Annotated in this window: 16 protein-coding genes; 11 read left to right on the forward strand and 5 right to left on the reverse strand. The window is 40.3% G+C overall.

Annotation, left to right across the window (positions count from 1 at the left end; genetic code table 11):
- Positions 1-5: 5 nt before the first annotated feature.
- Positions 6-1,292: a nucleotide sugar dehydrogenase gene (locus AL038_RS11025; protein WP_062152780.1), complete on the forward strand. Its 1,287-nt coding sequence runs from the start codon at positions 6-8 to the stop codon at positions 1,290-1,292.
- Positions 1,289-2,017, forward strand: a complete 729-nt coding sequence (locus tag AL038_RS11030) for an RDD family protein (RefSeq protein ID WP_066246131.1) — start codon at positions 1,289-1,291, stop codon at positions 2,015-2,017. The genes AL038_RS11025 and AL038_RS11030 overlap by 4 nt, the downstream gene beginning before the upstream one ends.
- A gap of 110 nt (positions 2,018-2,127) precedes the next feature.
- Here the strand turns inward: AL038_RS11030 and AL038_RS11035 are convergent, their stop codons facing one another.
- Entirely contained in the window at positions 2,128-3,450 is a 1,323-nt protein-coding gene (locus tag AL038_RS11035; RefSeq protein ID WP_062152784.1) for a porin, read from the reverse strand.
- A 345-nt stretch (positions 3,451-3,795) separates the two neighbouring features.
- On the opposite strand from AL038_RS11035, the gene AL038_RS11040 reads away from it, so the two are divergent.
- The 4 genes from AL038_RS11040 to AL038_RS11055 all read left to right on the forward strand — a co-directional run bounded on the left by AL038_RS11040 (position 3,796) and on the right by AL038_RS11055 (position 8,066).
- Positions 3,796-4,590: a M48 family metallopeptidase gene (locus AL038_RS11040; protein WP_062152787.1), complete on the forward strand. Its 795-nt coding sequence runs from the start codon at positions 3,796-3,798 to the stop codon at positions 4,588-4,590.
- A 121-nt stretch (positions 4,591-4,711) separates the two neighbouring features.
- Positions 4,712-6,565 (forward strand): hypothetical protein, encoded by a 1,854-nt coding sequence (locus AL038_RS11045; RefSeq protein WP_062152789.1) that lies wholly within the window; start codon positions 4,712-4,714, stop codon positions 6,563-6,565.
- 87 nt (positions 6,566-6,652) lie between these two features.
- Entirely contained in the window at positions 6,653-7,507 is an 855-nt protein-coding gene (locus tag AL038_RS11050) for a class I SAM-dependent methyltransferase (protein ID WP_062152791.1), read from the forward strand.
- Positions 7,508-7,703: 196 nt separating this feature from the next.
- Complete coding sequence (locus AL038_RS11055; RefSeq protein WP_062152794.1) at positions 7,704-8,066, forward strand: Rieske (2Fe-2S) protein; 363 nt, start codon at positions 7,704-7,706, stop codon at positions 8,064-8,066.
- Positions 8,067-8,123: 57 nt separating this feature from the next.
- Here AL038_RS11055 and AL038_RS11060 read toward each other — a convergent pair whose 3' ends face one another.
- Complete coding sequence (locus AL038_RS11060) at positions 8,124-8,903, reverse strand: tetratricopeptide repeat protein (RefSeq protein WP_062152796.1); 780 nt, start codon at positions 8,901-8,903, stop codon at positions 8,124-8,126.
- 513 nt (positions 8,904-9,416) lie between these two features.
- The gene (locus tag AL038_RS11065) at positions 9,417-10,811 is read right to left on the reverse strand and encodes a radical SAM/SPASM domain-containing protein (protein ID WP_062152798.1); all 1,395 of its coding nucleotides are present in this window, start codon (positions 10,809-10,811) and stop codon (positions 9,417-9,419) included.
- A 110-nt stretch (positions 10,812-10,921) separates the two neighbouring features.
- Here AL038_RS11065 and AL038_RS11070 point away from each other — a divergent pair, with 110 nt between their 5' ends.
- From AL038_RS11070 to AL038_RS11085, 4 genes are all read left to right on the forward strand, one after another.
- Positions 10,922-11,356 carry a hypothetical protein gene (locus AL038_RS11070; protein WP_062152800.1) on the forward strand — a complete coding sequence of 145 codons (435 nt, stop codon included), beginning with the start codon at positions 10,922-10,924 and terminating at the stop codon, positions 11,354-11,356.
- Between the two features lie 217 nt (positions 11,357-11,573).
- Positions 11,574-13,370 (forward strand): DUF1538 domain-containing protein, encoded by a 1,797-nt coding sequence (locus AL038_RS11075; RefSeq protein ID WP_062152802.1) that lies wholly within the window; start codon positions 11,574-11,576, stop codon positions 13,368-13,370.
- A gap of 3 nt (positions 13,371-13,373) precedes the next feature.
- Positions 13,374-13,772, forward strand: a complete 399-nt coding sequence (locus AL038_RS11080) for a P-II family nitrogen regulator (RefSeq protein ID WP_062152804.1) — start codon at positions 13,374-13,376, stop codon at positions 13,770-13,772.
- Entirely contained in the window at positions 13,762-14,130 is a 369-nt protein-coding gene (locus tag AL038_RS11085) for a hypothetical protein (RefSeq protein WP_062152806.1), read from the forward strand. The genes AL038_RS11080 and AL038_RS11085 overlap by 11 nt, the downstream gene beginning before the upstream one ends.
- Before the next feature lie 19 nt (positions 14,131-14,149).
- On the opposite strand, the gene trmL is transcribed toward AL038_RS11085, so the two are convergent.
- Positions 14,150-14,605, reverse strand: coding sequence for a tRNA (uridine(34)/cytosine(34)/5-carboxymethylaminomethyluridine(34)-2'-O)-methyltransferase TrmL (trmL, locus tag AL038_RS11090; RefSeq protein ID WP_062152808.1), 456 nt, complete (start codon positions 14,603-14,605; stop codon positions 14,150-14,152).
- On the opposite strand from trmL, the gene AL038_RS11095 reads away from it, so the two are divergent.
- Positions 14,597-15,664, forward strand: coding sequence for an ADP-ribosylglycohydrolase family protein (locus AL038_RS11095; protein WP_062152810.1), 1,068 nt, complete (start codon positions 14,597-14,599; stop codon positions 15,662-15,664). The genes trmL and AL038_RS11095 overlap by 9 nt on opposite strands.
- A gap of 158 nt (positions 15,665-15,822) precedes the next feature.
- On the opposite strand, the gene AL038_RS11100 is transcribed toward AL038_RS11095, so the two are convergent.
- Complete coding sequence (locus AL038_RS11100) at positions 15,823-16,863, reverse strand: quinone-dependent dihydroorotate dehydrogenase (RefSeq protein WP_062155480.1); 1,041 nt, start codon at positions 16,861-16,863, stop codon at positions 15,823-15,825.
- Between the last annotated feature and the right edge of the window lies 1 nt (position 16,864).

A 16,864-nucleotide genomic window follows, 5' to 3' on the forward strand; every position in this document is an offset into this window, starting at 1 on the left:
AGAAAATGTCACACAATCGCAAAGTTTCTATTGTTGGCTTGGGTTATGTAGGGTTACCCGCAGCGGTCGCTTTTGCCAAATACGGGTGTGTTATTGGCTTTGACATTAATCAGCAGCGGATTCAGGCCTTACAAGCAGGACATGACCACACGCATGAAGTGGAAAGCGATGCATTGAAAAGTGCAGATGTTTTCTTTACTTCTAATCCGACACATTTACAACAAGCAGATTTTCATATTATTGCCGTTCCTACCCCTGTTGATGAACAAAAACATCCTGATTTGTTGCCTGTTTTGCGGGCTTCAAAAACGGTGGGCAAGCAACTTAAACGCGGTGATATTGTTGTTTATGAATCCACTGTCTATCCCGGTGCGACGGAAGAAACTTGCGTACCCGTTTTAGAACGGGAATCAGGTTTACAATGTGGGATAGATTTTAGCGTTGGGTATTCGCCTGAACGGATTAATCCCGGTGATAAAGTACATACTTTTAATAATATTATGAAAGTTGTCTCTGGTTTTGATGCCCAAACATTAGAAATTGTTGCACAAGTCTATAGTACGGTGGTGACAGCGGGCGTTTATCGGGCGACCAGTATTAAAATTGCAGAAGCCGCAAAAGTGGTGGAAAACACTCAACGTGATGTTAATATTGCATTAATTAACGAACTCGCCATGATTTTTAATCGCTTAGGTATCGATACACATGATGTATTACAGGCGGCAGGGACAAAGTGGAATTTTCTTCCCTTCACACCGGGGTTAGTTGGCGGACACTGTATCGGTGTTGACCCTTACTATTTAGACCACAAAGCTCGCCAAGTAGGTTATAAACCACAAATTATTCCTGCCAGTCGTTTACTTAATGACGGCATGGGCGTATTTATTGCCGAACAAGCCTTACAACATTTAGAACGGTTAGGCAGTATTGTGCAAGCCAGTGTTGTAACCGTTTTAGGTCTATCGTTTAAAGAAAACGTGCCTGATTTACGTAACACCCGTGTTGTCGATATTATTCATACTTTACAAAAGCATGGTGTAAGCGTTCAAGTTTATGACCCCTTTGTTGACGCGCAAGAAGCTGAACAAGAGTTAGGGATAACCCTTTGTACTGCCGAAAATTTACAAAAAGCAGCTTGTGTTATTCTCGCGGTTTCGCATCGTGCATTTATTGAACAAGGTTGGGCATGGTTGGCTGGTTTATTAGAAGATAAACGTAGTTTAGTTATTGATGTCAAAGGAACATTACCGCGCGATAGCATCCCGTCCCATATTCAATTGTGGCGGTTATGATGTCCGTCTCTTTATTAGATACGATTCAATCCATAGAAACGCCCGAAGGCGTAGAACTTACCTTGCATGTTGCAGGTCCTGTGGTGCGTGCGTTGGCTTGGCTGGTTGATAGCTTTATTCGTCTGGGTTTTTATTTTTTAATATCACAGTTCATTTTTAATCTGGGAGAATTAGGGATAGGATTTTTTTTGCTCATTATTTTTCTGGGTGAATGGTTTTATCACGTCTTGTTTGAAATTTATCATCAGGGCGCAACAGTGGGTAAATGGCTGTTTGGAATTAAAGTATTGCGAGATTCTGGCGCGCCTATTGGTTGGTCTTCCTCCATGATTCGGAATTTGTTACGGGTGGTAGATTTTTTACCTATATTTAATGCGTTAGGATTAATCAGCATGATTATAAGTAAAAATTTTCAACGCTTAGGCGATATTGCTGCACAAACCATCGTTGTTTACAAAGAGGTACCGATTAAACATTTACCCCTACCCGATGTACCCGCCTGTGATTTACCGTATCCGTTGACTTTAGAAGAACAACAAGCCTTGATTAGTTTTGCTGAGAGGGTGCAAATTCTCTCGGCAGCGCGTACAGCAGAGTTAGCTAATATTATTAAACCCGTTATCGCAGAAAGAGAAACCACACAAATGCTTTATCAATTTGCCAATGGGTTGGTGGGTGTCAATAAGCGGTATGTCAGGGATAAAGATGATTTGAATCAGAATTAACTGAATTGACAGAATTAAAAAGTGTATTTAAATCACTCGTGTTATAGACATAAAAAAACCTCGTAAGCACTGAGTGTTACGAGGTTTTTACGCAAACTAGCAATGGCTAATTAGAACTTGACACGTGCACCACTATAGATGGTGAGGATGTCGTCAGGATTGAGTCCAGCAGATTCGAGCTGATGGTTACGCGCACCAAAATATATTTCGGTAGAGGCTTTGTCGATGGCTTGGACTAAACCAAAGCCATAGCTTGAGTACTTATCGCCACAACTTAAGAATACATCTGTATTGTTGACGGAATCATAGCCTAAGCAAGTTCTGTAGTCTTCAGTACGGTTATAAGATAAACCGAAAGAAGTTTTACCGATGCTAGTTGCATCAATTGCATAACCTAACTTAGCAGACCAGCTAAAGGGGTCTGTGTCTTCACGATTATCACCCAGTGTATCAGACACATTGCTAGGTAAGTCTTTAATCGTTGTGGTTAAGCTATCATTACTTAAACCACCACCCGCGAGGGTCATGCTTAAGCCTGATGGCGTGTGCAGAATAGAAAATGATGCGCTATAAACATGCTTGTAAAGTTGATAGGTGTTACCTTCATCATCTTCATATAAATAGGCTTCAGAATCACCCACGTTGCCATAACCTAAGCCTAAAGCAAGGTCAATAGGTCCAAAAGTACGTTGGAATGTAATGCCTGCGTCCCATTTTTCAGCGGTGCTAGCAGCAACACTTAAGGTTAAACCACCAAAGCTAGGTGTGTCATAACGGATACGGTCATCTCTGTCTAAACCGTCAAAGTTGCTATGCACTTGACCAATGGTTGCAATCTTTGCTTTTGTATCCGCATCACGGAAAGAAAGATTTGCCCCAAAATCTGCTCCAAAAGAATACATGCCTGCTAATGAACTACTGTTGAGGTCATACTCAGCAGTATCATTACTGGCCATAGAGCCTTGACCTAAACTTAAACGACCCAGTGTGGCACTTTCAGCATAGAACTCTAAGGTACGCTCACTAAATCCATTGTGGTCAACAGATTTGGTTTGGTTAATGTCAACTTCTGAGCTACTGTTAGACAAGTATTCTACTTCGATGTTAGTTCCTAAGGTAACATCGTCACTCAAAGAGTGTTTGCCTAAAATTTCTACGCGGGAGGCATCAGTATCGCCATCAACGAAGAAGGTGTCGGAATCTGTGCCATCATCGCCATACATAACCGCGCGGTTGACTTGACCAGACAGTTGTAACGAGAACTTGGGTTTTGCACCCAGACTCATACCTGGATTAGATTCTAATGTATCTAAACGTTGTTGTAATTGCTGAAGTTGGCGTTTCATATCTGCCGCGTCATCAGCCATTGCAAAAGGAGCGAGTGCTACAAGTGCGCTTGCGCAACCCACTTGTAAATGTTTGCTAAAGGACATGTCTATTATTCCTCACAAAAGACAAAGGTTAATAAAAACTTCATTTACAATGTTTGAAGGTAATACTTTTGATATGCGTAGTCAATACAACACAGTGAGTATTTAATACAACAAATTCTATTGGCTCTTTTTTTCTGGATAATGCACCGCTATTGCGCACTATTTGTAGGAAATGCACTTTTTGTGATGTTTTTTAACAGGCAAACTGAGGTCATAAATGTATGATTAATACCACATGCACAACTATATTTACTATACGCATACTATTTTATAGTAATACTATAGGTTGGGTCATTATACAATATTTATAGTTCTTTTTGTTGATTAAGTAAGAGGATGATTAATATGAATAAAAAACCGTTTTTACTGTTGTGTAGTGCTTTTTTATTGAGTAGTTGTGTCACATCTCCAACAGGGCGTAGTCAATTGGCATTTATGCCAACAGATGAAATGGACAAAATGGGTGTACAGGCATTTGACAATATAAAACAAGATACTCCGCTTTCAACCGATAAGCGGAAACAGGCTTATGTCACTTGTATTGCGAATGCTATTGTGCGTGTTAGCAACAGTAATGTAAAAAATTGGGAAATTGCCGTTTTTGACGATGCGGCAGTGAATGCCTTTGCATTACCGGGGGGAAAAATCGGGGTTTATACAGGGCTTTTACCTGTTGCAAATAACCAACATCAACTGGCTGCCGTTATTGGACATGAAGTAGGTCATGTTTTAGCGCAGCATGGTAATGAACGAACATCGCAACAAACGGCCGTACAACTTGGCATGAGTGTGACGCAAGCATTAATATCAGACCCACAATCGCAAACGGCACAGATGGCAATGGCTGCGTTAGGGGTCGGCGCACAATATGGGATTTTATTGCCGTATGGACGTACTCAGGAAAGTGAAGCGGATGTTATTGGTTTGCAATTGATGGCAAGTGCAGGTTTTGACCCGCGTCAGAGTATTCCTTTATGGCAGAACATGGCCGCTGCCAGCCAAGGACAACCGCCCGAATTTTTATCAACGCATCCATCACACGAAAATCGTATTCAAGGTTTATCAAATGCGATGCCTCAAGCATTAAAACTGTATGAGAATGCCAAACGACAAGGTCAAAACCCGAATTGTCATTTGTAATTAACAAATAGCGTTATTGAACGTTGTTTTTTCTCATCTTTATGAAAAAAGAGAAAGATTAGTATTGTGCTTACAACGCTTGATAACGCTATCTTCGCCCATTTTATAGACAGAAAACTTCATGACTGTTCCCAAGCCTTTAATTTATTTATGCCTATTGGCTGTTGGTTTTAGCATTTTCAGCTTGCGCACGTTCTATATTCATCTCTATGGTAGTGATGTACCTATTGCCGATGAATGGGTACAGATGGCTACAGATTTTCTCCCTTGGCTCAAGGCAGAATATTCACTAGACACATTGATTGCACCACACAATGGGCATAGACACGCATTAAAACGGCTAGTTGATATTTATTGGCTAGTGCTTAATCAACAATGGAATCCCCAAGTTTCTATGTTATTTAACGCACTACTGCAAAGTATCAGTGCGGTTTTTCTCAGTTTATTATTTATTCCTTATTTAACAACTCGCCGTGCGTTACTCTTATTTTTAGGAGGAACTTGTTTATTATGGAGTTTGCCCTTTGGTTGGGAAAATATACTCTGGGGATTTCAAAGTGCATGGTATTTATTGATATTAACGAGTTTTATAACGTTATGGGGATTATTATTACATCCGCCACTAACCCGCCAATGGTGGCTTGGTGCAGTTGCTGGTTTCTTAGTTTTTTTTACCCAATCAACGGGGCTTTTAATGCCAGTCGTTATTGCTATAATTACTATTTATCAACTAGTTATAGAAAAAGAACATCGTTTTGAATACCTCCCAACATTAGTTGTCTGTATTCTGCTCATAACCTTATCTTGGTTTTTATGGGTAGCTACACCGCATCTGGATTATTTTAAAGCCGATAATTTAAGCGAATTTGGCTTGTCACTCAGTCGAAATTTAGCGTTTCCCTTTATTCAAATAGGTTGGTTTGCCCCGTTTTTCTATTTGCCTTTTTTTCTGTATCTTGCTTGGATAATTAAACAAGGTAAGCCATTAAATAAAATGGATTTACTTGTGCTGGCATTAGGCGGATGGGTATTATTACAAGCCATCGCGCTGGCTTATGGACGTGGACGCTTTGGGGCATGGGCGCATTCTCGCTATTTAGAAACATTAGCAATTGGCTTGATTGTAAATGGATTTTTACTACTTTATGCGCTACGACAAACAACACAACGCCTTAATATTGCTGTTCGTGCCTATGCACTGGCATGGATGACTTTAGTTTTGGGCGGATTTATTCATTTAACCCTTAAAGATTCATTACTTGATATTGCTGCAGAGCAAGTTGTGACACAAGCACGCGCAACAAATATGCGGACATTATTACGAACAGGAAACGTAAAGCAGTATTTAGATAAAATGGGGGCATTTATTCCGGGATATTCGCCAATGATTGTACCCGCTTTATTTAATGAACCTTTGGTTCTAAAGAAATTACCCGTTAGTTTACAATATCCTGCCGTTGTTCCTGCCTTGAACACGCAAGATAATATTTTTACCCCCACACATCTGCCCCCTTCTGTTCCTGCATATCAAGATGAAATAGCATTAGGTTCATATACAGAACAAAAAGAACACGCAACGGGCAAATACATCAGTGCTCCTCTGCAAGAAGAAACCAGCTATATTGGTATTCCCCTGATTGGCTCAGAAAATACGCAAGGTATCAGTTTACAATTAGTAGATAACCATCAGCAGGTATTCGCTGAACTCTCCGCCCCCAAACTCACGCCAAACCAATGGACTATGGTTTATTTACCTAATTCAACGACACTTTTTCACTTAGTTGTCATTGATAATAGCCAACAAGCATGGTTAGGCTTTGCCATGCCACGCGCTGTTGGTGGTGTGTCTTTATGGGCAGAAAGACTATTACAACGTAGTGAATGGTTGGTTTGGGGTGCTTTACTCCTGCTAGTTTGTTTATATTTAGGCTGTTTGATAATTCCCAAACCACAAACACAGTCATTACAAGCATAATTTACATCAGAATTATCAGAGTATTAAATGCGCTCACTTTGATAATTCTACTTCAAACCATTGTTACAATCCCAAACAATTACCGCTATGTCATCAGAATTACTCGAGTATCCACATTGTCCTTTATGTGAAGCGAATCAAGCCTTACCAAATAGTCCGTATCAATTTCTGCCCTATCAGGTTGTACAATGTGGTGCGTGTGGTTTATGGTATTTATCGCCACGATTACAAGAATCTGAAATACTAAAGATTTATGCTAATCCTGACTATTTTATGGGTGGCGGAGAACATGGCTATGCACACACACAAGGCTCTTATTTAGAACAAGCCGAAGGCTTGCGTTTAACCTTTCGTCACCTATTAAAAAAAATTGCGGCACAAGGGCTACTTGGCGCGGATTTATTAGAAATTGGATGCGGTTATGGTTTTTTATTAGAAGAAGCACGGCAATATTGCCACACTTTAAGCGCGACTGATTTTGAGGCGGCAGCCGTTCAACAAGTGCGCCAAATAGGGGCAAAAGTCTATTTGGGCGGGGTGGATGCCATACCGCAGGCGGCACGATTTGACACGATTATTTCTACAGGGGTTATCGAACATATTTACGCACCCCATCAATTTTTACAGCAACTGACGCAACATATAAATCCCACTGGCTGGATTATTCTCGCCGCGCCACCGATGAATAGTTTCTGGTTAAAATTACAAGGCAAAAACTGGGCATCGTTTAAAATTCCTGAACACGTTGTTTATTATGACTCACAAACGTTACGACAATTATTTGAGCGCAATGGTGCATTAGAAACGCGTCTAATCACTTACTCACAAGCCTACCCGCTGGGAATGATTGCGAAAAAATTACATATCCCCCTTCCACACAAGATAAGTCGTTTTAATGTATGGCTGCCTGCAACGATGTTTGCAATGGCAGGGCGTTTCTAACGGTTGGACTTCGTTGATAAGCTATGGCAGGATTCTTTCATTATAAATATAGGGGATAGAACAAAATTTATAATCCGCTAGAACTCTAAAAATCCTGATTTAAATCTAAATGTTACTCAAAATAAATAGTAGAAGTTTCACCATATTCAATCCTACTCAATCAGATTAGGATTAAAAAATTTAGGTAAATACGCTCATGAAAACACAAGAAGAATGGGTTAAGGTCTGTACAAGTGACAAATTAAAAGAAGGTCGGCATGTTATTCGAGAAGCACATTATGAAGGCGTGCTTGAATCTATCATCATTTGCCGCTTTAAAGGACATTGTTACGCTTATATTAATCGTTGTGTACACATGCCTAAACGACTCAATTGTGAACACGATTTGATTTTTGATATCACAGGGCAATTTTTACGTTGCTCTATGCACGGGATTATTTATACCCCTGAAACAGGCACATCACAAAGTACCATGTGTCATGGCGAACAACTAAAAGCGGTTAAAGTAACGGAAATAGAAAATATGATTTACCTTAGTGACAAGCGCGTATCAGCATGAACAAACACAAGCGATAAACGGGGAATCAATCCCCGTTGTTTGTTGTGAAAAGCGGGTCTAACAATTAATAAATTCCTCATTAATAACAACTGGTTTAGTGATATTAACACTATTACCTTTCTGTTTGGCTAATTGTTGCTGTAAATATTTCAATTGCAATTCTGCAGTGTGACAACCATTACTGATTGCTTGTGTGTACCAATACGACGCTTTGGTATAGTTAAAATAGTGTTCTCCGTGTTTTGCTTCTCTTTCATGCCACATTCCGAGCGCAAGTTGCGCTTGTTTATGCGCTTGTTGAGCCGCTCGTTCTAACCAATAATACGCGCTGTCTTTATCATGTAACACACCAATCGCATAGGTGTAATTGTCATGAGATAAACCATACGGGCGATTGCACATCATTCCCAGTTGATATTGAGCGTCTGCATATCCCTGTTCTGCGGCTTCGCGAAAATAGGTCGCTGCCTTTTTATAATTAACATCAACCCCCTCACCGCCCAAATAGCATAAACCGATATGATAACTCGCTTCTGCACTACCCAACTGATAAGCACGTCCATACCAATAAAAGGCAGTTTCTCCATTACCAGCAACACCTTGCGTGTACAATCTACCCAGTGCGAGTAATGCCTCTACATTGTTGTATCTGGAAGCTTGTTTAAAACAATCAATGGCTTCTTTTGTAGCAATATACCCTGTTTCTTCACCTTCTAAGTAGCTAAAACCTTGTTTACAATATTTTTCAGCTTGTCGTTGCTCTTGTAATACCTGTTGATAGGATTGTTGGTTTGGCTGTGTCGTTAAAAAGCGACAAAGGAAGCGAGGTAGTTTCATAATAACCTCCAACTAAAAACAGTAGGGAAACGAAAGATAATCCGAGAATATGCGTGATAACAGTCAGGTCAACAGAACTTGAACATTCTGCCAAGTGCTACTTGTTTTGCTAAAAGCAGGCAAAAAATGACTTAATCTGTATTTTTCTTGGAAGATTCGCTTTTGTTTTAATATACTGTTTCTAGTAAGCGATTATTCATTTTTTAGTCTCAAAAAAGAAATCAACCTACATCATTGTCAGCTAATAATATCAAGTGAGTAAGAAACTCATGTTTATTATTATGATAAAAGCTAAGAACAGAGAAAAGAATAATGCAATGTGTTATCTCGTTTAAATGAACTCTTCAGCGTTAGAAGAGATTTTACGAAAGAATAAACTAAGCAACAATTATGCTGTGTAATACATTACTTTTATTCTTATTTTTGGTGGGACGTTTAAGTTTGAAAATAGGCATAATACAGCAAATTATCAAGGGGCAAACAAGCTATTTTTAAAGAAATTTTTAAGCTAACTTATGCCATCCAATCTTTTTCATTGTTTTCATTAATTTTTTCAACCAGTTGGTCTTTTACTAACGCACGGGTAATTTGACAACGATCAAGACTTGCCACGTCAGTTTGCGCAATACGGGCTTCATGATGACAATCACCCGCACAATGCCATTTAGCATAACAAGATTGACACGCAGGTTTATGCGTAACCGTTTGTTGCCGTAATACATTTAATTTATTTAAATCAAAACTATACCCTTTTCCTTTCTCTTCAGGTTTGCCATAAAAAAACACATCGGCTAAGGTTTCTGCTTCAGAAAAACTGGCATAACACGCAGAAACGTTACCTTGTGGTGACAGTGCAAAAGTATCTTGGCTAATTCCACAATAATGCGTAGTTAATTTTTTAATATCTGCCGTTGCATAATAAAGTGTATGTCCAGTCGCTTGAGCAATATGTTGTGCTTGACGATAAGCGGCTAGAAAATGTTCAACATCTAAAGGCGATTGTGTTGCACCCCGTCCGACACTATGCGCAGGCTCAATATGAATTTTATGCGGGCGATAATGCGCACAAATAAAACGAACAGCATCAGGTAGTTGATTTAATTGGTCTGTGGTAAGGGTGAGACGCAATGTATAAATAACACCCAATTCATCAAAGCGTTGCAAAGTGTGCATTACACGTTGACTAGACCCTGCACCGTTTGCCATAAAACGGTGCTTATCATGCAACTCAGGTAAACCACCAAAAGAAACGCCTACACGACCAATATGTTGCGCAATCCAATCAATCTGAGCATCTTTTAAAACCCCATTGGTTGCAAGCGAGGCATTGACCATAACACCTTGATGATGTGCTTGTTGTTGCGCGTAGTGAAAAGAATCGTGTAAAACCTGCCAATTAGCCGTTGGTTCACCACCACCATGATAAGATAGTTGTAAATATTCAAGACGCGGTTGTTGACAGTTATCAGCAATAAAATTTTTCTTAGCAATATTACTGAGGATATAATCAATTCCGCGTGTTGCTGTGGCAATTGACATCTTTTCTATTGCCGTATCGCCTGCGTTGGCATAACAATAGCTACAACGTAAATTACAAGCAGTCGTCAGAAAAAGGGTTAAAGCCGTTGGAAAAGGATTGCCTTGTTGGAGCTGCGCTTTACCATTAAAATTTGTTTTTAAAGTAGATAAATAAGGCAGTAAAGAACTAATATCCTCTGCAACAACAGGGTGTATGCCCGCTTGTAAGGCCGTTAAATAATGCGCAATTTGCGTATTGGTAATAAAAGCAAAACGATGTAATGGTGCATAAATAAGATAGTGTTCTTTTTCTAATGGAATAATATAAATTTCTTTGAGAATTGCGGGAGAAAGTACGATATCAGCATCGTTTTTTGCAGTTTGACTCATGATAAATACGTTTTCCACCGTAAAATAGGATATTTTTAAAATCAGTTTACCTATCACTTAATATAGGTTACACAAACAGTTTATTTTTCCGTAAAACTAGGGTGTGTCGTATGGCAACATTATCATTAAAGAAAAAAGTACCCGTCAGTTCTGACAATGTAGCACCGCAAGCATCGGTTACACGAACTGCGGTTGCGCAAACACGACCCGTGAAAAAAACCATCTCAACAAGCACGATTCATCTGGAAACGATGAAAATTTCCGTAGTCTTGCCCGCAGAAAGCATCTCCGCTGAAATTTGCCCTGCAATTGGGGTAGAAAATAGTTCTAAAATCAAAGTTATTCTGACGCTTGCTGTTCCACAAGAAGCAGAACAAACACTTTATTTAACGGTCCCTTTTAGCCCAACAAATTATCGTCGCACTTTGCATAAAATTGATGCACTCAAGGCAGAAGGCAAGTCATGTATTGTATTATTACAAGGCAAATTACAAGGCGATGGAATTGTTAAAGAAGCGGGATTAACCGTGCATGAATCGCCCTGATTTTAGCGGTATTATTGAGATAACATTCTGAGTTCGCATTTAATAAATGCACCATAACAAATAAGCGAAACTAACACCGTCTGATTAACGCATTGCCTACATAGCCCCATCAGATTTTGTAAAGTCCGATGGGGCTTCATGAGCAGGAATACTTCTTGCTGTCCCTATTTAATCCCTATTTAACCGTTTTTTCTTAAAACCCAACTTGTAAAACAATATGTACAAAAAATTTCGTTATGGTGATGTCGTCAGTGCGGCGGCTACTCAGCAAAAACTTATTAGTTATAATCGGATTACACATAAACCTGAACAAGACACAACGGGACATCATGTACATTACACCCCGCCAAAAATTCGGTTACGTTGGTTAGATGTTTATCGCTTATTACAACCCTATATTCAAGTTCGCTTATTTGACCAATTAAAGGCAATTCTGCCAATTGCACTCTATTTATACCTTTTTCAAGAATACATACTGCTTGCCAACATTAGTGAATTACAAACTATTCTTCTTGGTTTATTCGCGGTTGTCATTGGTTTAATGCTGTTTATGGAAGGCTTAAAATATGGGCTAATGCCGTTTGGAGAAAATATTGGCGATGTTCTCCCGCGCAAATTGGGTCTAAAAAGTGTGCTATTTATCGTGTTCTTATTAGGGATTGGCGTTACGCTTGCCGAACCCGCAATTGGTGCATTAAAAGCCGCAGGGTCTATTGTTGACCCACAGAAAGCACCATACTTATATTTTATTTTAAATCATCGGAGTAACGCATTAGTCCTAGTGGTTGGCATAGGCGTTGGGTTAGCTGCCATTGTTGCAACCCTGCGTTTGATTAAATTATGGAGCTTAAAACCACTGATTTACCTAACGCTAGCCCCGACTCTCCTACTCAGTTTTTACATGCAAAACGATAATGATTTAAAAAATATTATCGGATTAGCATGGGACTGTGGGGCAGTTACAACAGGGCCTGTCACTGTTCCCTTGGTTTTATCATTAGGAATAGGCATTGCCGCCGCGACAGGACGCAGTGACAATGCACTGGCGGGATTTGGTATCGTAACACTGGCTTCCATTTTCCCTGCATTGGGCGTGTTACTACTGGGTGTTTATATTAAAGCGACTATTCCACACGAAACTATCATAGCACTTACCCAGCAAGTACTTATTGTCAGTAATAAACCTTGGTATGGGATAACCCCCTTTACGGAAATTATTGGCGGACTGCAAGCCATCGTCCCTTTAGTAATATTTCTTTTTTTCGTGATGGTTTTTATTTTAAAAGAAAAAATACCCAAACAAAAATTTGTTATTTACGGCATTATCTTGGCAACAATTGGCATGATAATCTTTAACTTAGGATTAACTCACGGGTTGACAAAATTAGGCACACAAACAGGTGAACTAGTTCCTAGTGTTTTCGACCGATTCAGCATTTATTTTATGGGTGTAATGGTTATTTTTAGCTTTGCATGGTTTCTCGGTTTTGGCGCGACACTCGCAGAACCCGCTTTACACGCCGTCGGTTTAACCGTTGAAACCTTAACACAGGGCGCGTATAAGAAAAATCTACTGATATACGCCGTGTCTTTTGGCGTTGCTTTTGGAATTGGTGGCGGCGTTCTCATGTTTATTTATAAAATACCGCTCGCCTATTTACTCATCCCCGGCTACATCATCGCCATGATACTAACTATTATTTGCAAAGAAGAATACGTGAATATTGCATGGGATAGCGCAGGTGTCACAACGGGGCCTGTGACAGTGCCATTAGTCTTAGCACTGGGGTTAGGATTGGGTAAAACCCTAAATGCAGTAGAAGGATTTGGTATTCTCGCGCTCGCCTCCATAGGCCCTGTTTTAACGGTGTTAATTACAGGGATATGGATAGAATGGCAAGTTCATGCCAGCCATAAAACCAAGCAATATCACCTTCTGCTTGAAGAAACTAAAAAAAATAAACCCACAAAACCGCTTACTACGCAAAGCCTTATTTTAGCGACTAAAAATTAAATTATGAGTAAAGAAATCGTTGTATTAACCGATGTTGTACTAATTACCTGTATTGTTCAAAGAGGCGTTGCTGATGCGGTTGTCCATGCCGCTCGTGAAGCGGGTGCGCAGGGCGCAACTATCTTTTTTGCGCGGGGCGTAGGGCTTGCGGAACGATTGGGTTTGTTAAGTATTACCATTGATTCAGAAAAAGAAATCATCAAAATGGTCGTTTCTAGCGATTTAGCGGATCATATCTTTGAAAGAATTTTTGTAACCGCTAAGTTAGACACGCCGGGAATGGGGTTTATGTATATGACACCCCTAGAAAAAGCAGCAACTTATGTTCCGCCAGAAGTCATTGGACGTTTGCATAAAGGCGAACAACGCTACGATGACGTTGATACACAAGATGAACTCTAAAACTAACAATACATTAAGCTATCCTTACCGACTAATCACCTGTATTTTGCCACAAGGTGAGGCGCGTATCGTCTTAGAAAAGCTACGGTTAGAAAAAGGGATAACAACAGCAAATATCTACAGAGCCAGAGGAACAGGTAGCAGTAGCTTATATCGCACCCGTTTTGCAATTGAGCTAGAAAAAGATATGCTTACAGTTTTAGTCTCGCGTCGTCGAGCGACTGAAATCTTTAACTTTTTATACTACGAAGCACAAATCGATAAGCCCCACAGTGGCATTATTTATGTAGAACGTGTCGCCCGTGCTACCGACTATATGCTTCCCGAACCTGTGGTTAAATCTGCTGAGTCCACATAAAGTTGCAAGTGGTTAAAAATTAAACAAAGCCTAATTGTCGCCATGCTTCATAAATCACCACTGCGACAGAATTAGATAAATTTAAACTACGATTTCCTGTCCGCATAGGGATTCTAATCATCTGTGCGACAGAAAACTGTGCCAGCACAGCGTCTGGTAAACCTTTGGTTTCAGAACCAAATAAAAACGCATCCCCCGCTTGATATTGGCAATCAGTGTAATACTGTTCGCCACAAGTTTCGCAAACAAATAAACGATTGGGTTTTACTTGTGCCAGAAATTCATCTAACGACTGATATTCTTTAACGTTAACCCACTCGTGATAATCCAAGCCCGCACGACGCATACGTTTATCATCTAAACTAAACCCCAAAGGATGAATTAAATGCAGTTGTACCTGCGTATTGGCACATAGACGAATGACATTTCCCGTATTGGGCGGAATTTCAGGCTGATGAAGCACACAATGAAACATACGACTCACAATCAACGACAAGCAATAGTGGGCTGTTTATTAGGAACAGCAGTGGGGGACGCGCTAGGCTTAAGTTGTGAAGGCTTGAGCAGGCGACGCATTGCGAAATTATACCCCGATTTGAATCGCTATCATTTCTTTTTTACTAAAGGCATGATGTCTGACGATACCGAACACAGCAGTTTAGTGGCTCAAGCCTTGATTATTGCCCAAGGAGATGAACAACAATTTATTCATGCACTTGCTTGGAAATTGCGTATTTGGTTATTGGGAATGCCTGCAGGCATTGGCTTTGCGACTTTGCGCGCGATTATAAAATTATGGTTGGGCGTGTCCCCGCAATACAGTGGCGTTTTCTCTGCGGGTAATGGTGCAGCAATGCGTATCGCATTAATTGGCGTTTGCTTTGGAAATGAACCTGAGAAATTACAAACATTTGTAAGAATAACCACACGCATCACTCACACAGACCCCAAAGCCGAATGGGGTGCATTCGCAATAGCACTGGCGGCTTATCTTGCTAGTTTGCAAGAAGATATATCTCCTCAAGTTTATTTAAATATCCTTGCAAATTACCTACCTCACGCAGAACCTGCTTTTTTGTATCGCATACAACGCGCCGTTGACAGCGTCAACACGCAACAAACAACGCTCGATTTCGCAGCGCAATTAGGCTTGACTAAAGGCATTAGCGGTTATGTATATGATACCGTCCCACTGGTCATTCACGCATGGCTAAGTCATCAGCAAGATTATGCGGGTGCGGTACAAAACTTAATTCGTTGCGGTGGTGATACAGATACAACTGCCGCTATTGTTGGCGCAATTGTGGGTGCAAGGGTTGGTAAAACAGGGATTCCAAATTTATGGCTAGAAAATTTATGGGATTACCCGCGCTCAGTTCAGTGGTTAGAAGGACTGAGCGAACGATTAGCGGATAGTTTACAAGGCGCAACACGCCCTTATCGCCTTTTTTTCCTTCCGTTAATCATACGCAATATATTATTTACTATTATTGTGTTAGGTCATGGTTTAAGGCGTTTATTCCCACCTTATTAACCGTAGTAACCATAAAATGCAGGATTAAGTTACTTTCCTAATAAGCGATTGTCTAAATCAGTATTCTCAGGATTAACCGAATTTCCTGAATTATCAATGCAATTATTCCTTTTAAATCTAAAAGCGAGCGTAGGGCGTGTCGCGCTTTAGCCCTATTTTTAACGGTTTTTCAGTGTTGATGATGCGGTTGAATGACAAACCACGGCTTGCACTAATCCTGCTCCCTCATAAATTAAGCCCGTGTAAAGTTGGACTAACTTTGCACCTGCTTGGAATTTCGCTTGTGCATCCTCTGCTGACATAATGCCACCCACTGCAATAATGGGAATTTTATCCTGTAAAATCGGGTATAAATCCGCGACAACTGCAGTCGCGCGCTGGGTTAGGGGTTGTCCACTTAATCCACCTGCTTCGCTTGCATAAGGTAAATCTTCTACCGTTTGACGGGCTAACGTTGTGTTAGTCGCAATCACACCATCAATTTGATGATAAAGCAATTTTTCTGCAATCGTTTGCAATTCTTCGCGGGTTAAATCAGGGGCAATTTTAACGACCAACGGGACATATTTTTGCTGACTATCGGCTAATTCACGCTGCGCTTGTTTTAAAGTGCTTAATAAACGGTCTAATTCATCACCATGTTGTAACTGGCGCAAATTGGCTGTATTTGGAGAGGAAATATTTACCGTGACATAATCCGCATACGCATACACTTTACGCAAACAGAATAAATAGTCATCCACAGCATTTTCTAGCGGTGTCGTGGCATTTTTCCCAATGTTAATGCCTAAAATGCCCGTAAATTTGGCCTTTTCCACGTTGGCAATTAAGGCATCAACGCCCGCATTATTAAATCCTAAACGATTAATCAACGCTCGGGCTTGCGGTAAACGAAATAAACGCGGTTGTGGATTACCTGCTTGTGGGCGAGGGGTTATCGTCCCAATTTCAACAAAACCAAAGCCTAAACTGGCTAAACCATCGATATACTCGCCATTTTTATCTAATCCCGCTGCTAAACCGACAGGATTAGGAAAATTTAAGCCCATCACTTGACAGGGTTTAGCAGGTAGCGTGGGAAACAGTAGGGAACTGAGTTTTAAAGTAGATAAGCGTTGCAAGACGGATAAGGTGAAATGATGCGCGGTTTCAGGCGGAAGGCTAAATAATACAGGACGATATAAAGGATAAAAGTGCATA

Source organism: Beggiatoa leptomitoformis, assembly GCF_001305575.3.
In the GTDB taxonomy this organism is placed as follows: domain Bacteria; phylum Pseudomonadota; class Gammaproteobacteria; order Beggiatoales; family Beggiatoaceae; genus Beggiatoa; species Beggiatoa leptomitoformis.